The organism is Magnetospirillum moscoviense, from assembly GCF_001650635.1.
Taxonomy (GTDB): domain Bacteria; phylum Pseudomonadota; class Alphaproteobacteria; order Rhodospirillales; family Magnetospirillaceae; genus Magnetospirillum; species Magnetospirillum moscoviense.
Map to the genome: position 1 here is coordinate 14,663 of NZ_LWQU01000054.1, position 18,984 is coordinate 33,646.

At 67.1% G+C, this 18,984-nt stretch carries 15 protein-coding genes; 2 read left to right on the top strand and 13 right to left on the bottom strand.

All coding sequences use genetic code 11. The annotated features are described in order from the left end of the window. Nucleotides 1-43 precede the first annotated feature (43 nt). From A6A05_RS02855 to A6A05_RS02920, 13 genes are all read right to left on the bottom strand, one after another. Complete coding sequence (locus A6A05_RS02855; protein WP_156520861.1) at nucleotides 44-2,425, bottom strand: hypothetical protein; 2,382 nt, start codon at nucleotides 2,423-2,425, stop codon at nucleotides 44-46. 100 nt (nucleotides 2,426-2,525) lie between these two features. Further along, nucleotides 2,526-3,347 (bottom strand): 16S rRNA (adenine(1518)-N(6)/adenine(1519)-N(6))-dimethyltransferase RsmA, encoded by an 822-nt coding sequence (gene rsmA, locus A6A05_RS02860; protein WP_068497283.1) that lies wholly within the window; start codon nucleotides 3,345-3,347, stop codon nucleotides 2,526-2,528. After that, nucleotides 3,344-4,348, bottom strand: coding sequence for a 4-hydroxythreonine-4-phosphate dehydrogenase PdxA (pdxA, locus tag A6A05_RS02865; RefSeq protein ID WP_068497286.1), 1,005 nt, complete (start codon nucleotides 4,346-4,348; stop codon nucleotides 3,344-3,346). Before pdxA ends, rsmA begins: the two co-directional genes overlap by 4 nt. Beyond that, on the bottom strand, nucleotides 4,348-5,616 hold the full coding sequence (locus A6A05_RS02870; protein ID WP_068497288.1) for a peptidylprolyl isomerase: 1,269 nt from the start codon (nucleotides 5,614-5,616) through the stop codon (nucleotides 4,348-4,350). Before A6A05_RS02870 ends, pdxA begins: the two co-directional genes overlap by 1 nt. A 46-nt stretch (nucleotides 5,617-5,662) precedes the next feature. Continuing rightward, nucleotides 5,663-8,482: an LPS assembly protein LptD gene (locus A6A05_RS02875; protein WP_156520862.1), complete on the bottom strand. Its 2,820-nt coding sequence runs from the start codon at nucleotides 8,480-8,482 to the stop codon at nucleotides 5,663-5,665. Nucleotides 8,483-8,499: 17 nt separating this feature from the next. Then, entirely contained in the window at nucleotides 8,500-9,627 is a 1,128-nt protein-coding gene (gene lptF / locus A6A05_RS02885) for an LPS export ABC transporter permease LptF (RefSeq protein WP_068497293.1), read from the bottom strand. A 76-nt stretch (nucleotides 9,628-9,703) separates the two neighbouring features. Further along, complete coding sequence (locus tag A6A05_RS02890) at nucleotides 9,704-11,380, bottom strand: sensor histidine kinase (RefSeq protein ID WP_068497295.1); 1,677 nt, start codon at nucleotides 11,378-11,380, stop codon at nucleotides 9,704-9,706. Nucleotides 11,381-11,470: 90 nt separating this feature from the next. Continuing rightward, on the bottom strand, nucleotides 11,471-13,168 hold the full coding sequence (locus A6A05_RS02895) for a methyl-accepting chemotaxis protein (protein WP_068497297.1): 1,698 nt from the start codon (nucleotides 13,166-13,168) through the stop codon (nucleotides 11,471-11,473). 25 nt (nucleotides 13,169-13,193) lie between these two features. Next, nucleotides 13,194-13,658 (bottom strand): cache domain-containing protein, encoded by a 465-nt coding sequence (locus tag A6A05_RS02900; protein ID WP_068497299.1) that lies wholly within the window; start codon nucleotides 13,656-13,658, stop codon nucleotides 13,194-13,196. Nucleotides 13,659-13,781: 123 nt separating this feature from the next. Continuing rightward, on the bottom strand, nucleotides 13,782-15,179 hold the full coding sequence (locus tag A6A05_RS02905; RefSeq protein ID WP_068497301.1) for an FAD-binding oxidoreductase: 1,398 nt from the start codon (nucleotides 15,177-15,179) through the stop codon (nucleotides 13,782-13,784). Then, complete coding sequence (locus tag A6A05_RS02910) at nucleotides 15,176-16,144, bottom strand: L-threonylcarbamoyladenylate synthase (RefSeq protein WP_068497365.1); 969 nt, start codon at nucleotides 16,142-16,144, stop codon at nucleotides 15,176-15,178. The genes A6A05_RS02905 and A6A05_RS02910 overlap by 4 nt, the downstream gene beginning before the upstream one ends. 46 nt (nucleotides 16,145-16,190) lie before the next feature. Then, nucleotides 16,191-16,955 (bottom strand): 3'(2'),5'-bisphosphate nucleotidase CysQ, encoded by a 765-nt coding sequence (gene cysQ, locus A6A05_RS02915; RefSeq protein ID WP_068497303.1) that lies wholly within the window; start codon nucleotides 16,953-16,955, stop codon nucleotides 16,191-16,193. Nucleotides 16,956-17,021: 66 nt separating this feature from the next. Continuing rightward, entirely contained in the window at nucleotides 17,022-17,327 is a 306-nt protein-coding gene (locus A6A05_RS02920) for a TusE/DsrC/DsvC family sulfur relay protein (RefSeq protein ID WP_068497305.1), read from the bottom strand. Between the two features lie 370 nt (nucleotides 17,328-17,697). On the opposite strand from A6A05_RS02920, the gene A6A05_RS02925 reads away from it, so the two are divergent. Both A6A05_RS02925 and A6A05_RS02930 read left to right on the top strand, forming a co-directional pair. After that, nucleotides 17,698-18,429, top strand: a complete 732-nt coding sequence (locus A6A05_RS02925; RefSeq protein WP_068497306.1) for a cyclic nucleotide-binding domain-containing protein — start codon at nucleotides 17,698-17,700, stop codon at nucleotides 18,427-18,429. A gap of 104 nt (nucleotides 18,430-18,533) precedes the next feature. Beyond that, nucleotides 18,534-18,980 (top strand): response regulator, encoded by a 447-nt coding sequence (locus tag A6A05_RS02930; RefSeq protein ID WP_068497308.1) that lies wholly within the window; start codon nucleotides 18,534-18,536, stop codon nucleotides 18,978-18,980. Nucleotides 18,981-18,984 lie beyond the last annotated feature (4 nt).

Here is an 18,984-nt window from a genome sequence, read left to right on the forward strand (position 1 = left end):
AAGTCCTTCGCTTCGCTCAGCGTACTTTTGCACGGGGAACGGCCTAACCGATCCGTCCCAGGGCCTGGCCCCCGCCGGGGGGCTGGCCCGGCGGCAATTGCGGCGCGGCTGCCGCTGCGGCAATCTTCATCAGCTTGTCGATCTCCTCCAGCATCTTCGAGGCCGTCTCGACGATGGGGGCGAATCCGTTGGGGTCGGCCAGACGTTCCAGCAGGGCCTTGTAATGGGCCAGCATCAGCAAGGCCTGCTGGTGCCCGGCCGGCAACATCGCGTTGACCTCTTTGCGCAGGCGCGAGGGAATGCGCCGGATCAGGCCCATGCGTCGGTTCGACAGCACCTTGAAATTCATCACCGACGCCATCTGGTCAAGGTCGGTGGCCGGGTCCAGCGACTCGAACAGGAACTCGATCAGCTCGATCTCGCCATGTTCGAGAATCAGGAAGGTCTTCTGGGTCTTCTGCCAATCGGCGATGAAATTGGCGATCCGGCTGAGCTGGTTCGAGATGTCGGCGCGAAACAGGCGGGCATCCAGCATCCGCCATGCCCGCGACGACGCCATCGGCAGTTTGCCGGGCAGCCCGAAATTGCGGCAGAGATTGTAGGCGGTGGCCAACAGGGCGCGTCGATCCGATCCCGCCGTCGCCTTGCCCCAGGTGGCGGTCAGCAGGTCCAGCGCGGCGAAGTCGGTGGCGGGCGGCGGATCGGCCAGCAACGCCTCGAGCCCTTCCTGATTGGGCGGCAACTCGCCTGATCCCACGCGGGGGATGGGGGCGCCGAACGCGTCGCGGTTGGCGGCGATGATCGCCTCGGCCCAGGCGGCCAGGCCCGATTCCGGCTGATCCGAAGGGGAGGCGACCGGTTCGGGCGCCGCTTCGGGCGCGGCTGGATCGAGCGCCACTTCGGGCGCGGCGGGTTCCGGTGCTGGTTGCGGGGCTTGTGCCGCCGGTTGCGGAGCGGGCTCGACCACTGGCGGCGCAGCCGCCTCGACCACTGGCGGCGCAGCCGGCTCGACAACCGGCGGCGCAGCCGGCTCGACAACCGGCGGCGCTGCCGCTGGGATAACAGGCAGCGGAACGGGTGCCTCGACCACCCGCGCGGGGGGCGGCTCGGGCTTGTCCTGCAGGGCGACGGCAGGCGCCAATGCCGCAGGCGGCGGCGCGACGACGACCGGCACCGGTGCTGCTGCCGGAACTGGGGGCGGGGATTGTGCCGGCTTCGCCGCGGCGGCTTTGGGCGCGTGGGGGCGCTTGGACGGCTTCAGGCTGGCCTTGATGGACGGTGGCGGCGCAGGTGCCTTCGCCGGTTCCAAAGGCGGCGCGGCCTCCGCCACCGCCGGGCTGGGGGCGGGCGGTTCGACCGGCGGCGACGGTGTCGCCTGGGACAGCGATGGTGCAGGCGGCCGACCAGCGGCCGGCTTCGCCGCGACGGTCCTTTTGCGTGTTCGCACCGGCGAGGCCACCATCTCGATCGTGGTGGGCGGGGCCGGGGGTGGCGGCGGGGGCGCCTCGACGGGCTCGGCGGAAACCGGTTCCACCGCCGGGGGGCGCCGCAGCGGCTTGCGCGGGGGGCTGGCCAAAGCGGGCCGAGGCGGCGTGACCAAGGTCGTCGACAGCGACGGTGGCGTTTCCGCGTCGCTCTGTCCTGCGGCACCCGTCTCCCCCGCCGCCACATTCGTCAACAAGTCGAGGTCGGGGCCGGACTGGCCGGGTCGGGTCGGCGGTGGGCGCCGGACCGGGTGCACGCTGCGGCCTTCGGGGCGTAAGTCGCTTCCCGGCGCCAGCAGGTCCATATCGGCGGGCTTGGCCGCCGGGATGAAGGCTGCGGCCTCCGGGGCGACGGATTCAAGCGCGGCTTCCAGGGACACCGGGTATTCGGTCGGGGGCGCGTCGGGGAAGTCGAGCGTGCCGGGGCCGTCGGTCGCGGCCGTCCACCCCCCGGGGGCGGTCAGGGGCCGGCTTCCGACCTCGGCCAGCACGAGGGCCGCCTCTGCTTCCTGCGCCAGATTGATGGCGAGCGGCGGCGGTGGTGGTGGTGGCGATAGCTCTGCCGTCGGAGCCGGCTCGGCCTGAGTCGCCTTCTTGCGGCGGGCGAAACGTGCCGGCGGAGGCGCTGGGCGGTTCCATTGGGGGGCTTCGACCAGGATGGTGCCGGCGTTGGCGCCCGTGCCGTCGATCAGATCGGGATTGGACAGGACCGCGTGGGCGATCCGCAATTGTGGCAACAGGTCGGAATCGATGTCGGGCACAGACGGGAGGGAATCGTCGTCGGGAAACTTGTCGGGCAGGTTTTGCGCAGCCGCCTCGGCGACCGCAAGCAATCCGCTGGATGACGGGCGCGGGCGCGCCGGCTCGTCCTCGGCCAGAACCTGGTCAAGGAGTTCCGTCAAATGGTCTGCCGGCATGCCGACGATATCGGCAGGCGGCAAGTTCCCGGTTCGGTCGGGCTTTCCGCGCATTGCCAAATGATAGCCCATTGGTCCCCTTACTCCCTATGGACTATTAGCCCAGGGTCGGTTACCGGAAAGTTTATGACCCAACAACTTGCGCGATTGTGCAGAACTCGGCGACGCTCAATTCTTCGGCCCGGCGCGTCGGGGGGATTGCCGCAGCGGCCAAGATCGCCTCGGCGTCGCCCAGTGCTTTCAGGCTGGACCGCAGCATTTTGCGGCGTTGTCCGAAGGCGGCGGCGGTGACCCGTTCCAGGACCTCCAGCCGGGCCGGGGCCAACGGTTCCGGGCGTGGAATCAATTGGACCACCGTCGATATCACGTTGGGCGGCGGCGTGAAGGCGCGCCGGTCGATGTTGAACAAGGGCCGGACCTCGCACAGCCACTGGGTGATCACCGACAGGCGGCCGTAATCGGGCGAACGCGGAGCCGCCGCCAGGCGGTCCACCACCTCTTTCTGGAACATCAAGGTCAGGCTTTCGAAGGCGCGGGCCTGACGCAGCCATTGCAGCAGCAGCACAGTCGAGATGTTGTAGGGCAGATTGGCGACGATACGCCGTGGCGCCTCGCCCAGGCTGGCGGCGTCGATTTCCAGCGCGTCGCCGGCGATGATCTCCAACTGCCCGGGATAGGCCTCGGCGATCTCGGACTGAATGGCGATAGCGCGGTCGTCGCGCTCGATGACGATCAGGCGACGGGTCCCGGCGTCCAGCAGCGCGCGGGTCAGGCCGCCGGGACCGGGGCCGATCTCGATGGTGGTGCCCAAGGCCAGGTCGCCGGCCGCCCGCGCGATGCGACCGGTCAGATTGAGGTCGAGCAGGAAGTGCTGCCCCAGCGACTTGCGCGCCGCCAGCCCATGGGCGGCGATCACCTCGCGCAACGGAGGAAGCCGGTCGGTCATGACAAGGCAACGGCCCGGTTGGCCGCGATATCGGCGGCGGTCCGGATGGCCGCCATCAGGCTGGTCTCGACCGCCTGGCCGGTTCCGGCCAGCGCGAAAGCGGTGCCGTGATCGGGCGAGGTGCGCACGAACGGCAAGCCCAGGGTGATGTTGACGCCGCCGTCGAAATCGATGGTCTTGATGGGGATCAGCGCCTGGTCGTGATACATGCACAGCACCGCGTCATAGGTCTGGCGGGCGCGGGCGTGGAACAAGGTGTCGGATGGCAACGGCCCGAACGCGTCGATGCCGGCGGCCCGCAGGTCGGCGATGGCCGGGGCGACGATGTCGATGTCCTCGCGCCCCATTGTGCCATCCTCGCCGGCGTGGGGGTTGAGCCCGGCAACCGCCAGACGCGGGCGGGCCAGGCCGAAATCGACCCGGAGCGCGCGGGCGGTCTGGGTGCCGACCGAGACGATCAGTTCGCGGTTCAGCATGCGGATCGCCTCGGTCAGGGCGACATGGATGGTCACCGGCACCACCCGCAAGCCGGGGCAGGCCAGCATCATCACCTCGTGGCCGTCCAGACCGGCCAGATGGGCCAGATATTCGGTGTGGCCGGGAAAGGTGAAGCCACCCCGGGTCATCACCGCCTTGTGAATCGGGTTGGTGACCAGTGCCGACGCCTGGCCCTTGGTGCACAATTCGACCGCCCAACTGATGGCGCGGGCGACGGCGCCGGCATTGGCCGGATCGGGATGTCCGGGGGCGACCATGACCGGCAGGTCAAGCGCCAGCACCGGCAGGGCCTTGGGGAAGATGGCGGCGGCCTGGGCCGGGTCGGCGATGGTGACGATCGGGCAGTCCAGGCCCAGCCGGGCCGCCAGCGCCCGCAGACGGTCGGGCTGGTCGATCATGAAGAAGGGGGGCAAACCCTCGCTTCGCCGCAGCCAGGCCTTCAGGGCGATGTCGCCGCCGATGCCGGCGGGCTCGCCCATGGTCACGGCCAGCGGGGCGATCATCACAGGCGGACGTCGATGAAGGCCTGGCGGCGCAGATCGCGCAGATAGCGGCGCGACAGCATGTCCAGGCGCTCGTCCTCGATGGTCCGGCGGACCTGATCGCGGGTCAGGCCGGCGACCTTGGTCGCCTCGTCGCGCGAACAGACCATCATCACCTGGATGCCGTCGGTCGTCAGGTTGGGCTGGGAAACCTGGTTGACCGTGACCGGCATCAGGATCTGGCGGGTTTCGGCGTTCAGCGCCGACAAGGTGGACGGACCGATCCGTTCGACCTTGAGGGCGCCGATCCGGTGGGCGTTGGTGTCGAACTCGGCGCAGCTCTTGGTTCCGGCCGAGACCTTGGCGGCTTGGGCCAGCAATTGCTGGCGCGGCGGCGCGCCCGGCCCCTGCGGCATCGGCAGGATCATACGCGAATAGGTGACGGTGCTGGCCTCGGGATCGACGAACTGGCCGGCGATCCGTTGGTCGATCAGGGCGATGATGTGAAAGCCGCTGGAGGTGCGGGTCAAGGGCGACACCTGTCCCTTGGTCAGCTTGGCGGCGATGGCGGCCACTTCGTCGTCCAGGCCGGTCTCGTTCATCCACCCCATGGTGCCGCCATTGGCGGCGGTCGGCGCGCGCGAGAATTGCCTTGCCAGGACCGCGAAAGGGGTGCCGGCGCGCAACTGATCAACCAGACCTTCGCCCAGTCGCTTGGCCTCGTCCTCGGCGGCGGCGGAATCGACCGGCAGGTAGATTTCGGCCAGCAGCGATTCCGGCTGCCCCTGGCGGGCGCGCATGATCTCGAACCGGTCGGTGATTTCTTCCTCGCCGATGCGGATCTGCGGCTGGATCGCCCGGGTCATCAGCCGCATCCAGGTCAGGTCGGCGCGAATCTGTTCGCGGATGGTGCTGGCCTCGATCCCCTGCCGCGTCAGGTTGGGTATCAATGTGCCCTTGGGCATGCGGTTTTGCTGCTCGATCATGCCGATGCCGGTGTCGATGTCGCCGGCGGTGATCGATATCTTCAGGCGACTGGCTTCCTGCATCTGCAGGCGTTCGTCGATCATCTTGCGCACGACCTGCGGCACGACGCGGCGGCGGTTGTCGACATTGTCGGGGATGTTGGCCGAAACCAGCGACAGCCTGACCCGGGCGATGACATCGTGAAGCGAGATCGCCTCGTCGTTCACCACGGCGGCGACGCGGTCGAAGTCTTGCGCGCCGGCCGAGGCGGCAAAGGCCAGCGGCGCCAACAATGTCAAGGACAGGATCAAGCGGCGGAACATGGGTCACCCTTACCTTGGCGCACCGTCGATTGCGACGGTCCGATCATCAAAATACGTTGAACGGCACGTCGCCCAAAGTCCTGAAGACGACGTTGAAGGTCAATTCATAGCCGGCCAGGATGTCGCGGTCATGAATGTAGGATCGGCGGAAATTGGTGACGAAGGCGAAGCACTCGTCTGAATAGATCAACCTGGTCGTCCATCCGAGCGGGCCGCCATTGTCGGACAGGTTCGAGGCCGAGCTGGCCTGCGCCGCCCAATGCCGGGTCATTTGCGAGCTCAGGGTGTAGGACACCACCTGTCTGGACGGGAATATCAGGTTCTCGCTTTCGGAAGTGTCGAAGCGGTAGTAGCTGACATCGGCCCGCAAAATCGGGCTGCCGATGCTGAACCGCGTTTCGTTGCGGCGCACCTCGGCGGTGTCCTTGTCCAACCGAACGCGATTGAGGAATGAGATGTTGCCGGTCGGCGCATAATCGAAGCGGGCGACATAGTCGGAAAGGTTGTCGCCGAAACCGGACCGCTCCGAGTAGGTCGAGTCGGCGTGCGCCCGCCAGCCTTGCGCGACCTGGGCGGCGACATAGCCCAGCCGGCGCGGATGGGCGCTCCAGCGCAGCCCGTAGCCGCCGCGCAGACCGCCCTCGACCCGGTCCAGCCCGGTCTTGCGGTTGGCACGCAGGATGTTGACGTCGTCCAACTCGCTGTCCAGCGAATCCTCGTTGGGAATCGAGCGCGGATTGTTGCCGTTGGGGCTGGCCGCGACCATCACCATCGGTTCGATGATCTGCGGCATCGTGGCGCTGTCGCGGACAAAGGGGTAGCGCCAGTTCGCCGCCACCTGCGGGACGACACGCCCCGCGGTCGCCGAGCCCCGGTTCTCGTTCAGATGGTCGGAATGATAGCCGTCGCCTCGTAGCGACACCGACACGTCGGTCAGGTCGCCTTGCTTGCCCCGGAACGGGCGGTTCCAGGCGACATTGGACGACAGGCGCCGGGCGGAAACGCCATCCAGCCTGTTGTAGGCCAGCATGTCGCTATCGACAGTCCAATAGGCGCCTCGCGAATTGGGGTGCGACTGGTGGCTGAACACCGCGTGGGGCAGGACCATCGGCGAAGTGTCGTCGTCGTCGGTTGGGCGCAGCCCCTGGAACGCCATCGCCTCGACCATGGCGTAGTTGCGGCGCCCCAAACCTTCCAGATAGGGGCGAGTAGTCAGCCACGGACGGTTGCTGTTGATCGGGTAGCCGTAAAGGTTGTTGTAGGTGCCGTCCGACGTCCGCTGCAGCTGATAACCGGCCCTCCATGTGTTGTCGAGGTCGAACCGGCCTTCGGCCTCGATATGGCCTCGGGTCTCGGCGGTGTGGCGATCCTGGGTGAACGACCCGGAGGTCTTGGTTTCGCCGGAATAGCCGGTCCAGCGGTGGTTGGCGGCCAGCACGACGCGCTGCAGCAGGCTGTCTTGGGCGTCGTCCAGCGTCGCGGGCGTGTTGACCCTGGTCGCCGTCGCACTGGGGAACAGGAAACGCGGCGAGAACGTGACGTCCTGATTGTCGGCGACCGCCCAGAAATAGGGGACGGTGATGTTGGCGCCCAGGGTTGATGACAAGCCCATGGTCGGAGCCAGCAGGCCGCTTTTGCGCTTCACCGTCGGATCCGGGTGCGACAGATAGGGGGTGTAGGCGACCGGGATGCCGGCCAATTCCAGCCAGGCGTCACGATATTCGATGACCTGGGCTTCCTGGTCGTGGGTGATGCGGACCGCCTTGGCTTCCCACAGCGGGCGGCGGTCGGGCTTGTTCCGGCACGGCTCGCAGGCGGTGTAGACCGCCTTGTCGAAGTCGGTGCGGTTGCCGCCCGAGCGGATGCCGCTGGCCGCCGCCATGCGCGAGCGATCGGACAACAGCACGCGCAATTCCTTGCCGACGCCATCCTTCAGGTCCCCGGTCATCTCGAAATATTCGGCGAACATGGTGTCGCCGGTCGGTTCGACCAGGGTGACGTTGCCGGACGCCGTCATCACGTCGTGCTTCAGGTTGTAGCTTAAGGTATCGGCGATCAGGGTCCGGCCGGTCTGCCCCACCTCGACCCGGCCCTTGGCGGTGACGATGCCCAATTCGCGGTCATGGATGATCTGGTCGGCGGTCAGGCGGACCGGCTCCTCGGCCTCGTCGCCATCGACGCTGTCCTGCGTCGCCGGCGGCATTGGCCGCGGCGCCTTGGCGGCGGTCTCGGGCTCGGCGGCGGCCGGCTGAGCCGAGGCCGGACGCATCACCGGGCGGTTGGTCTGCCCGGGTTCGGCCGGGGTGTCATCGTTCCAGGCGTCGCCCCATCCGCGAATGTCCGAAGCCGACGCGGCCGGCATTCTTGGCGCGGCGACGACCGGTGTCGATGCCGTCGGAAATGTCGGCGCCGTCGCCGGCATCGTCGCCCGGCGCGGCTGTGGCGGTTCCGGAACCGCGTCGTCCCCCCAGGCCTGGCCCCAGCCGCCAGGCTGGGCCGGTGCGGGTGCGGCGATCGGGGCCGGCACCATGGGCGCGGTCGGCGCGACCGGTCTGGCTGCCGGAATCGCTGCGCGGGAACGGGCCGGAGCAGGGGCGGGACCGGACTCCTCGCCCCAGGCCTGCCCCCATCCGCCGGGTTGAACCGGGGCTGGCGACGGGGCTGGCGACGGGGTGGCGACCGGAGCGGCCGGTTGGGCGGTCGGGATGGTCGCACGGGGGCGGGACGGCGGTGCCGGGTTGGGCGCCTGGTCTTCGCCCCAGGCGTCGCCCCAGCCGCCGATCTCGCCGGCGCCGACGGCCAAGGCTGGGACGGCTGTCACGGTCAGCGGCGTGGTCAGGACGGCGATCAAGGCAAGACGGCGCATCGGCAAGGCCTCGCGGATCAACCGGCAAGACCGGCGAAACCGCCGATCCTGCGCCGACGGGGCCGGCCCGTCGGGTGTTGGATGAACCACAGGCCGCCAGCGATGGGAATGGCGGCGGCGACGTAAAGCAAGGGAATGAAGGCCAGAGACGAGGTCGCCAGATTGGCCACGCCCAAGGCCATGGCCTGGGCGGCGATCATCAAGCCGACCGCGGTCAGGATCGCCGGTGTCTGGCCGCGGCGGTCGAAGCCGGCGCCCAGCAGGCAGGCCAGGGCGATCACCGCGAAGCCCAGATTGTAGAACGGCGAGGAAAAACGCTGGTGCAGCTCGACCTTGGCGCGGCGGTACTCGGACCGGCCCAGCTCGGACTCGTTGACCGTCAGCAATTCGGCGATCGAGCGCTCGCGGGCGTCGCGGTAGCGGTCGCCGCCCTTGCCGGTCGCCGTGGCCAGATCGACGGTGTAGGAATCGAAATGCAGCACCGACAATTGTCCGGTTCCACGCGGCAGGCTTTGCCTGTTGCCATTGACCATCAGCACGCGTGGGCCGGTCGCGGTGAAGACCAGGGCGCCGCGTTCGGCCATCATGGTCATCGGCTTGTCGGGATTACGCTTGTCGTGCACCAAGATCCCCAAAAGCTCGCCATCGGGGCTGCGCGCCCCGACATAAACGGTCAGGCCGTCCCCGAACTTGTTGAACGCCCCTTCCTGCAGCAACACGTTGGTAATGTCGTTGCGGATCGACCATTGCAATTCGCGGAAGTGCTGGACCGAGGCGGGGATGATCCACAGCGACAAAGCCAGGCCGACAGCGGTCGTCATTGCCGCCAACAGCAAGGTCGGCTGTGCCAAAGCCCAATTGGACACCCCGGCCGAGCGCAACACCACCAATTCGCGGTCGGAATTGAGCTTGTTGTAGGTGAAAAGCGCCACTGCGAAAAGGGAAATCGGCAGGATCACCACCAGGAAGGTGGGCATCAGCATCATGGTCAACTTCAGGAAGGTCGCCGCCGAAATGCCCTTGGTGACGATCAATTCGATGAAGCGTAGCGACTGGGTCAGCCACAGCACACACGACAGGGCCAGGGAGACGAAGATCATCCCCACCCCGAGCTGCCGCAGTATGTATCGCGTGATCCCCGTCATGGCGGCGGATTATAGACAGGCCTTCGCCCGGCGGCCAAAGGGAATCAGAAGGGGCGCGGGAACGAATCCGGCGGGGCTATATGACGGTTTGCTTTCGTGCCGCCAGCGGCAAGGTGAAGCGGAAGCAGCACCCACCCTGCGGCGAGTCCGAGATGTGCACGCGGCCGCCATAATGATCGATCACCCGACTGCACAAGGTCAGGCCGATGCCGGTGCCCTCGGGCACCGACAGCGGGTCCAGACGCTGAAACATGGTGAAGACCTTCTCGCGGTATTCGGGGGCGATGCCCTTGCCGTTGTCGCAGACCCAGAACTCGGCGTCGGGGCCGGTTCCGTCGCAGCCGATGTGGATCGAGGGGCGGCGGTCGGGATGGTGGTGGCGCAGCGCGTTCTCGATCATCTGCCTGAACAAGATGTCGAGATGGCCGTCGCGGATGTTGAGCTCCGGCAAGGTGTGGTCGATGGTGATTTCGGCGTGAAGCCGTTCGACCAGGGGGGCCAGATCCTCGACGATGCGATTGATCGTCTGTTCCGGCCGGATCTGCCCCAGCGGGTCGTCTATTCGTGAAATGCGGATGTAATCCAGCAACGCCAGCACCAGTTCGTTCATCCGCTTGGCACCGTCGCGGGCAAAGCCGATGAAGGCGCGGCCGTCATCGTCCAACTGCCCGCCATAGCGGCGTTCCAGCATCGAAACATAGGTGGCCACCGCCCGCGACGGCTCGCGCAGATCATGCGAGGCGACCCAGGTCAGCGTCTCTAATTCCTGGGCCGAGCGAGCCAGGCGCAGGTTGGCCTCGCTCAGTTCCCGGGTACGCGATTCGACCGCGTGCTCAAGGCCGACCAGATGACGGAACTCGCGCGCGGCCAGCCACAAGCCGACCATCGCCAGGACCACCGCCGGCGGCAACAATTGGAACAATAGCGGCGTGTCGCGCAGATATTCCAGGATGCCGTAGGGCGCGGGATGCATCGCCACCACCGTCCAGCCGGCGCTGGCGATGGTTTCGCGGTGATACTGCCACTGGCGGCCGGCCAGGGTGGCAAGTCCCGACCCGCTGCTCAGACTTTCCACGAAAGCCGGGCCGGCGTCGCGCGGCAATGCCGGAACGGCCGCAGCGGCCGGGTAGGAATGGATCAGGCGGCCGGCGCGATCGAACACCAGGGCCGGCATGTCCTTCGGCCCGGGCAATAGCCGCCACCGATCGTCAAGTTCGGCAAATTCCAGCGACAGGCCCAGTATGCCGGAAAACTTGCCGGATGTGTCGCGCAGCGGGACCGCCAGTCCGGTCACCATCTGGCCGCTGACCGGGCCGGTGTGCGGGTCCATGACCTCGAACAGGCTTCCCTTGACGGCCAAGTTGTTGAAGAACGGCGCTTGCGAGACATTCGGGGCTTTGCTGCCCGAGAAGGGCCTGCCGCTGGCGATGAATGCCCCGACGGAATCGGTGGCGGCGAAGTTGACCGCGGCGGGGAAACGCTGGTTCAGCCGTGCGAACAAGGCCCCGCAGGACGTTCCATCCCGATTCTTGACGCAATCGGTTTCGGCGATGGCGGTCAGGACCAACCGATAGCCGGCGATGAAATCCTCGGCGGCCTTTTGGTGGTCCTGGGCGATTTGCTCGATCTGGCTGTGCAGGGTGTCGCGACGAACGGTATAGTCCGAGACCACGATGGCGCCGCCATAGGCCAGTGCCATGGTAACGGCCGCAACCATGGCCATGGTCAGCTGGTGATGGACCAAGCGCACCATGGAACACTCTCCGCCGATTGCCGCGGCCACCGCAACCCAACCGCACATACTTAAGTAACGCTGCGGTGCGCGGCAATCAAGGGGCTATCGTTACTGTCGCATGCCGGTCAGGAAGGCCCCCACTTCGGTCCGCAAGGTTTCGGCCTCGCTCAGCAGATCGTTGGCGGCGAGGAACATGGTCTGGGCCATCGAGCCGGTTTCCCCCGCCGCCCGCGACACGTCGGCGATGTTGCGGGTGATTTCGCCGGTTCCGTCCGAGGCCTGCTGAACGCTGCGCACGATTTCCTGGGTGGCAGCCGACTGTTCCTCGACCGCCGACGCGATCGAGGCGACGATGCCGCTGACCTTGTCGATGGTGTCGCCGACGGCGCGGATGATGGACACCGCATCGTGGGTGGCCGACTGAACGGCGCTGATCTGGGCGGAAATCTCCTGCGTTGCCTTCGAGGTCTGATTGGCCAGGCTTTTCACCTCGTTGGCGACGACGGCAAAGCCTTTGCCGGCCTCGCCGGCACGGGCCGCCTCGATGGTGGCATTCAGCGCTAACAGGTTGGTCTGGCTGGCGATGGTGTTGATCAGGCTGACCACCTCGCCGATGCGCCTCGCACTTTCGTCCAGGCTGGACATGGTGGCATTGGCGTTCTTGGCCCCTTCCACCGCTTCCGCGGTGGCTTCGACGGTGGTGGTGATCTGCCGGGCGATTTCCTGGACCGACGAGCCCAATTGCTCGGCGGCGACGGCGACGGTCTCGACGTTGGCGGCGGCCTGTTCCGCCGCCTGGGCGACGGCGGCGCCCTGTTCGCTGGCCCGGCTGGCGGTGTTTTGCAGGCCGTCCGAGTTGGTATGGACCTGGCGCACGGTTTCCATCACCGTCTCCAGGACGTGCTCCATCGCCTCGTTGAAGCCTTCGGTCAACTTCTCGCGCCGCTGGGCGCGCGCGGCGCTGGCGGTGGCCGCCGCCTGCTTTTCCTGCTCCAGCAGATTGGTCCGCTCGATATTGTCGCGAAACACGGCGACGGCCTGGGCCATCTCGCCGATTTCGTCGGTCTGGCCCAGCGACGGCACCGCCACCGAGGTGTCGCCGCGCGACAGGCGTTCCATCACCGAGGTCATCTCGTGTACCGGCCGGGCGATCAGTCGGCCGGTGACGATGACGACGGCGATGCCCAACAGCGCGAAGAGGCCGAAGGTGCCGTAGAATTGGACCTGTGCCGCGGCCGCGGTGTCTTGCGCCATGGCATAGACCTCGCCAGTCTTGGCGTCGGTCACCTCGGCCAGCCGGCGGATGCCGCCTTGCAGGCGGTCGAAGGTCTGTTCGGTCGAGGTCATCAGGATCAGGCCGGTGGTGGCGTCGATGGCGGCCATCTCGACCACCTCGCTCGCCGAGCGGCCGTACTCCTGCACCGCCATCGCCACCGCCTTCATCATGGTGGCTTCGTCGCCTTCGGCCATCTTGGCGGCGAAGTCGCGGGTCTCGGTGCCCAGCATGGCGATGTCGGCCCTGATCCGCTCTTCCAGCGTCTTGATCTTGGCCTTGTCGATGCCGGCATTGGTCCAGCCCAACAGGCGGTAGGTGTTGGACTGGACGCGGGTGCTGACCGTCTCGATCTTCGAGACGAAGCGGTTGTTGGCGAACGAGACGTCGTGCAATTCGGTCAGGGCCGCCGTTTCGCGGGTCAGGCCGACCTGGAAGATGACGGCCAGGACCAGCATGCTGGCGAACAGGATCAGGGGCGCGAACAACACCTTGACGGCGATGCGCGTGTTGGCGAGGCGGTTTGCGAGCATGAGGGGCGGCTCCTGACCGAGTACCTTAGGGCTTGTAGATGCCGGCGCCGACATATGCGTCGCCGCCCGCCGTTTCGACATAGCTGGATTTCGGTTCGATCTTCTTGGTCTGGGTGTTGGTCCATTTGTAATCGACCCAGCCCGAGCCCTTGCCCTTCACCACTTGGTTCATTTCGGCGATGAATGTCTTGCCGTCGGAATCCTTGAGCCCGGACATGTCCTTCCCGGCAAAGGCGGGGTTCTTGCCGTGGCACTGCACCACCCCGGCCGTGTCCTGGACAAACACGTAAAGGTCCTTCACCTGGAAGCCGCCGTTGGGATCGGCGAAGGCGGCGCAGGCCTTTTCGCGGCCGGCGGACTTGTAGTGCGCGACGGCCTTCTTGACCAGCGCGACCGCTTCGTCGGCGGTGCCATGCTCCTGGGCCAGGGCCGGCTGGACGATCAGGGCGCCGACCGCCAGGGTGGCGATACGCAGAAAAGCTTTGGACATAGATGGCCTCCTGTGTGGTCTCACTTTAGTATTTGCTTAAATTGGTACCGGAATACCTATTTAGCGCAGATACGCACCGGCCCGGTCAAGGCGTAGATGGCATTCATCTTCGGTATGAGATTACTAAGGGAGGATTTTGCCGGGATTCAAGCGGCCGTCGGGATCAATGGCGTTCTTGATCCGGCGCATCAGCTCCAGTTCGGTCGCCGACTTGTAGCGGGCCATTTCGTGCCGCTTCAGCATGCCGATGCCATGTTCGGCCGACACCGATCCGCCCATGTCGGCGACGATGTCGTGAACGATGCGATTCATGCGCTCCCAGTGGGCGATGAACCACGCCTTGTCGGCGCCGACCGGCTGGCTCAGGTTGAAATGGATGTTGCCGTCGCCGATATGGCCGAAGGCGACCACCCGCACGCCCGGCAGGGCCGCTTCGACCGCCGGGGTGCAGCGGGCGATCATCTCGGGCACCCGGCTGGTGGCGACCGCCACGTCGTGCTTGATGGACCCGCCTTCCTTCTTCTGGGCCTCGGGCACGCCCTCGCGGATCTTCCACAGGGCGCGCCGCTGATCTTCCGATTGGGCCAGCACCGCGTCATGGGCGGTGCCGCTCTCCAGGGCCTCGGTCAGCACCGATTCCAGGGCGTCCTTCAGTCCGCCGGGCCTGGATGACGACAGCTCGACCAGCAGGACCCACGGATGGGGGGCGTCGAACGGATCGCGCACGCCGGGGACGTGGGCGATGCCGATCTCCAGGCCGATCCTGGGCACCAGTTCGCAGGCGGTCACCGCATCGCCCGAGGCGCGCCGGGCGGCGCCCAGGATGGCCAGGGCGGCCGCCGGGTCGGGCAGGGCGACCAGGGCGGTGGCGGTTTCGCGCGGGGCCGGGAACAGCTTGACCACGCAGGCGGTGATGATGCCCAGCGTGCCCTCGGCCCCGACGAACAGATGCTTGAGGTCGTAGCCGGTATTGTCCTTTCTGAGCGCGCGCAAGCCGTTCCACACCTGGCCGTCGGGCAGCACCACCTCGAGGCCCAGGACCAGGTCGCGGGTGTTGCCATAGCGCAGCACGCCGACGCCGCCGGCATTGGTCGACAGGTTGCCGCCGATCCGGCACGAGCCCTCGGCGCCCAGCGACAGCGGGAACAGGCAGCCGACCTCGGCGGCGGCGTCCTGCACGGATGCCAGCACGCAGCCGGCCTCGGCGGTCAGGGTGAAATCGACCGGATCGACGGCGCGAATGCGGTTCAGCCGCTCGGTCGAGATCACCAAGGCGCCGTCCGACGGCACCGCTCCGCCACACAGGCCGGTATTGCCGCCCTGGGGCACGATGGCGATGCTGTCCTGGACGCAGGCCTTGACCAGTTCGGCCACCTCGGCGGTGGTGCCGGGGCGGGCCACGGCGACGGCGCTGCCGTGGTAAAGGCCCCGTTCCTCGACCAGATAGGGGGCCATGTCGGCGGCCGTATTCAGCAGGTTACCCGGGCCGACGATGGCGGCCAATTGATCCAGCAGGCTCATGGTTGGCCTCGTGGCGCGGCGGCGCGGCGCAGCCGGTCGTTGATGGCCAGGCCCAGCCCGTGTTCCGGGATCGGGGCGACCGCGATGGCCCGATGGGGACCGCCATCCAGCAGGCGCAGCATGGCGAACAGGTTGGCCGCCGCCTCTTGCAGGTCGCCGGCCGCCGACAGGGTCAAGGTCCCCACGATATCGCCGAAGCCCAGCAACGCTTCGTCCTGTTCGGCCGTCGTGGCGTTCAGGCGCACCGGCAGGCCGGGGGCGTAATGGCTTTCCAGCATGCCCGGGCTTTTGGGGGCATGGGGGTCGATGGCGGCACGCGCCAGCGGCGAGCCCAGCGCCGCCTCGATCTCCTCGGCGGCGATGCCGCCCGGGCGCAACAGGCAGGCGGTGGCGGTCGACAGGTCCAGCACGGTCGATTCGACGCCGACCCGGCATGGTCCGCCATCCAGCACCAGCGCCACCCGAGCCCCCAGTGAATCGACCACATGCAGGGCCAGCGTCGGGCTGACCGCACCCGAGCGGTTGGCCGACGGCGCCGCCAGCGGCCGGCCGGCGGCGCGGATCAGATCCAGGGCCACCGGATGGTCGGGCATGCGTACGGCGATGGTGTCCAGGCCGGCGCTGGCCAGCAGGGAAACGGGCGAGCCGGCCCGGCGGGGCAGCACCAGGGTCAGCGGCCCGGGCCAGAAGCGGGCCGTCAGCAGGCGGGCGCGGTCGTCAAGTTCGACCAGCGCCTCGGCTTCGGCGGCATCGGCGACATGGACGATCAGCGGGTTGAAACTGGGGCGTCCCTTGGCCTCGAAGATGGCGGCGACGGCGCGGTCGCAGGTGGCGTCGGCGCCCAGGCCATAGACGGTCTCGGTGGGAAAGGCCACCAGGCGGCCCTCGCGCAGCAGGCGCCCGGCCTCGGCCAGGGACAGCGCGCAGGCCGGCTCGATCAGGGCGGGAAGCGGAACCGGGTTCATGGCGGTCACCATAACCGCTTTGCCCGCCGATGGGGAGAGGTCAGCTTCAGCCCTTGGCGCGCGCCAGGAAATCGCCGTTCCTGAAGCCCGGCTTGCCATAGACCAGCGGGCTTTGATCGTCGAAATTGACCACCTCCCCGCCGGCGGCGGCCAGCACGGCGTGGGCGGCGGCGGTATCCCACTCGCTGGTCGGGCCGAAACGCGGATAGAAGTCGGCCGAGCCTTCGGCGACCAGGCAGAATTTCAGGGACGAGCCGGCATTGTGCATGACCGGCTGGGCCAGCGTGGACAGGAAGGCGTTCAGTCGGTCCGGAGCCCGGTGCGAGCGCGAATCCAGCACGACGGCGCCGCTGGCCGGCAAGGGGCGGCAGCGTGCCGGCTGGCGGATGCCGTCCTTATCGACCACCGATGCGGCGCCATCGGCGCCCGACCACAGCCGGTTCAGCACCGGGGCGAACACCACCCCGGCCACTGCGCGGCCATCTTCGACCAGGCCGATATTGACGGTGAACTCGCCGTTCTTCTTGACGAATTCCTTGGTGCCGTCCAGCGGATCGACCAGCCAGAAGCGTCGGCCGACGGTGGGGATGCGGCCGGCCGCGGCCTCTTCCTCGGCGACGATGGGGATATCCGGGGTCAGGGTGCGCAATACCGGCAAGATCACCGCCTCGGCCTCGCGGTCGGCTGCGGTGACCGGGTCGTTGGTCCCTTTCATCTCGACGGCGAAATCCTGGGCGTAGATGGCCAGGATGGCGTCACCGGCCTGGCGGGCCACCGCCTCGAGGGCCGGCAAAAGGGACGAGTAGGTCATGGGGCGCTCCGAATGGGTGGGGTGGTTCTAACGGACCATCCACTCGCAGCCAAGCACAATGAACGCTTACCCGGTGCTCCAGGCGCGCGGGCGCTTCATGCCGGCGATCTTGCAGGCCTGCTGGACATAGCCATAGGGAAACAGCTCGAACAGGCGGTTGCGGCCGGCGCCGGTCGCGTCGGTCAGGTGCTTCATGACGTGGCGGACGTCGGGGGCGACCTGCTTTTCCTCCAGCCAGGCCCGCATGAAGGCGATCACCCGCCAATGATCCTCGGTCAATTCGATGGCTTCGGCTTGGGCGGCCAAGCGGGCGAAATCCTCGGTCCAGTCGGCGGGGTCGACAAGGTAACCTTCGGCATCGGTGGCGGTCATATCCGTCTCGCTTGTTTATGCGTTAGAACTAATTTAAACCGAGTGGGCCCCAGGTCAATCCCCGCCGTCTTGACGATGATCAAGAATTGTCGCGCTTCTGGGATTCTTTACTTCGATTGACGGAAGTCAAAGTAAAGTAGTCGGGAAATCCCCACATTGCCTTCTATCCTATGCGCTCTGCCGAACGCGCCGGGACCGGCCGGGTCCGATCATCCCCCCTCAAAATATCGGACCCGGCCACCACCCTCGAATTGCCCCCTTTGCACCATCGCCTCGTCCCAATGAGCGGCAGGCCTCTTGACCGCCGTCACACCACCCGATGCGGGGGGTGCCGACAATGGTTGAAACGCACGACTTCCGGGGGTTAACCATGGAAATCTCGACGACGCCATCTGGCGAGGCCAGGCGCATCCATGGCGATGATTTGCAGATCATGGCGCGGGTGCCGTTGTTTGCTGGCCTGACGCCCGAGGCGCTGGTCGATATCGCCGGTCAGTCGCAGGTTTCCCGGGTTCCGCGCGGCGCCACGCTGTTTCGCCAGGGCGACGCCGCCAAGGTGCTGCATGTCCTGCTCGAGGGGCAGGTGGCGTTGATGGCCGGGGTCGAGGGCGGCGGCGAGCAGACCATGCTGGAGATTCTGGATTCAGGCGAATCCTTCATCGCCGCCGCGCTGCTGACCGGCAAGCCCTATCTGATGAGCGCCATGGCCCTGGCGCCGTGCCGGCTGATGGAAATACCGCGCGATGCGCTGCTGACCCGGCTCAGGGCCAATCCCGATCTGGCCTTGGCCATGCTGGCGTCGCTGTCGCGGCATTTCCGGCTGCTGATCCAAGAGGTCAAGGACCTCAAGCTGAAATCGGCCAGCCAGCGTCTGGCCCTTTACCTGATGGGCCTGACCCAACGTCGGCGCGGCTCGGTCACCCTGCGCCTGCCCCATAACAAAGGCCTAATCGCCGCCCGCGTCGGCGTGCGGCCGGAAACCCTGTCGCGCGCCTTCGCGCACCTGAAAGGGCAAGGCGTTGGCGTTGATGGCCAGATGGTTACCATCGCCGACCTGGCCCGATTGGGGCGCTATTGTCACGAGGGGCGTGAAATAGTCTGACGCTTATCCATACGAAATGATTAAAGGCGGTTTGCAAGCTGGTCTCTCCGTTTTATAGTGGGAATCCGCGAGCCCACCCGATCGGGCAAATCAGGAGCCGCTTCGTGACCCTGCGTAACTCACCCGAGACATTCGAGATCCTGCTGGTCGAGGACAATCCCGGCGACGCCCGCTTGGCCCAGGAAGCCCTGAAGGAGGGGCGGATGGCGAGCCGTCTCAAGGTGGTGGTCGACGGTGTCGAGGCCATGACCTATCTGCGCCGCGAGGGCTCGTTCGGTGACGCGCCGCGCCCGCATCTGGTGCTGCTGGATCTGAATCTGCCCCGCAAGGACGGCCGCCAGGTGCTGGCCGAAATGAAGGCCGACCCTGAATTGCGCCGGATTCCGGTGGTGGTCCTGACCACCTCGCAGGCCGAGCAGGATGTTGGGCGTTCCTACGATCTTCACGCCAATTGCTATATCACCAAGCCGGTGGATCTCGACCGGTTCATTTCCGTCGTGCGCTCCATCGAGGAATATTGGTGCTCGGTGGTGACTTTGCCGCCCCGGTAAGCCC

Excerpts from the sequence above, each read along its gene's own strand:
- A6A05_RS02910 (WP_068497365.1), bottom strand. The coding sequence starts at position 16,144 with ATGAACCCGGTTCCGCTTCCCGCCCTGATCGAGCCGGCCTGCGCGCTG.
- lptF (WP_068497293.1), bottom strand. The coding sequence starts at position 9,627 with ATGACGGGGATCACGCGATACATACTGCGGCAGCTCGGGGTGGGGATG.
- A6A05_RS02905 (WP_068497301.1), bottom strand. The coding sequence starts at position 15,179 with ATGAGCCTGCTGGATCAATTGGCCGCCATCGTCGGCCCGGGTAACCTG.
- A6A05_RS02925 (WP_068497306.1), top strand. The coding sequence starts at position 17,698 with ATGGAAATCTCGACGACGCCATCTGGCGAGGCCAGGCGCATCCATGGC.
- A6A05_RS02920 (WP_068497305.1), bottom strand. The coding sequence starts at position 17,327 with ATGACCGCCACCGATGCCGAAGGTTACCTTGTCGACCCCGCCGACTGG.
- pdxA (WP_068497286.1), bottom strand. The coding sequence starts at position 4,348 with ATGATCGCCCCGCTGGCCGTGACCATGGGCGAGCCCGCCGGCATCGGC.
- A6A05_RS02890 (WP_068497295.1), bottom strand. The coding sequence starts at position 11,380 with ATGGTGCGCTTGGTCCATCACCAGCTGACCATGGCCATGGTTGCGGCC.
- A6A05_RS02870 (WP_068497288.1), bottom strand. The coding sequence starts at position 5,616 with ATGTTCCGCCGCTTGATCCTGTCCTTGACATTGTTGGCGCCGCTGGCC.
- A6A05_RS02900 (WP_068497299.1), bottom strand. The coding sequence starts at position 13,658 with ATGTCCAAAGCTTTTCTGCGTATCGCCACCCTGGCGGTCGGCGCCCTG.
- rsmA (WP_068497283.1), bottom strand. The coding sequence starts at position 3,347 with ATGACCGACCGGCTTCCTCCGTTGCGCGAGGTGATCGCCGCCCATGGG.
- cysQ (WP_068497303.1), bottom strand. The coding sequence starts at position 16,955 with ATGACCTACTCGTCCCTTTTGCCGGCCCTCGAGGCGGTGGCCCGCCAG.
- A6A05_RS02895 (WP_068497297.1), bottom strand. The coding sequence starts at position 13,168 with ATGCTCGCAAACCGCCTCGCCAACACGCGCATCGCCGTCAAGGTGTTG.
- A6A05_RS02875 (WP_156520862.1), bottom strand. The coding sequence starts at position 8,482 with ATGCGCCGTCTTGCCTTGATCGCCGTCCTGACCACGCCGCTGACCGTG.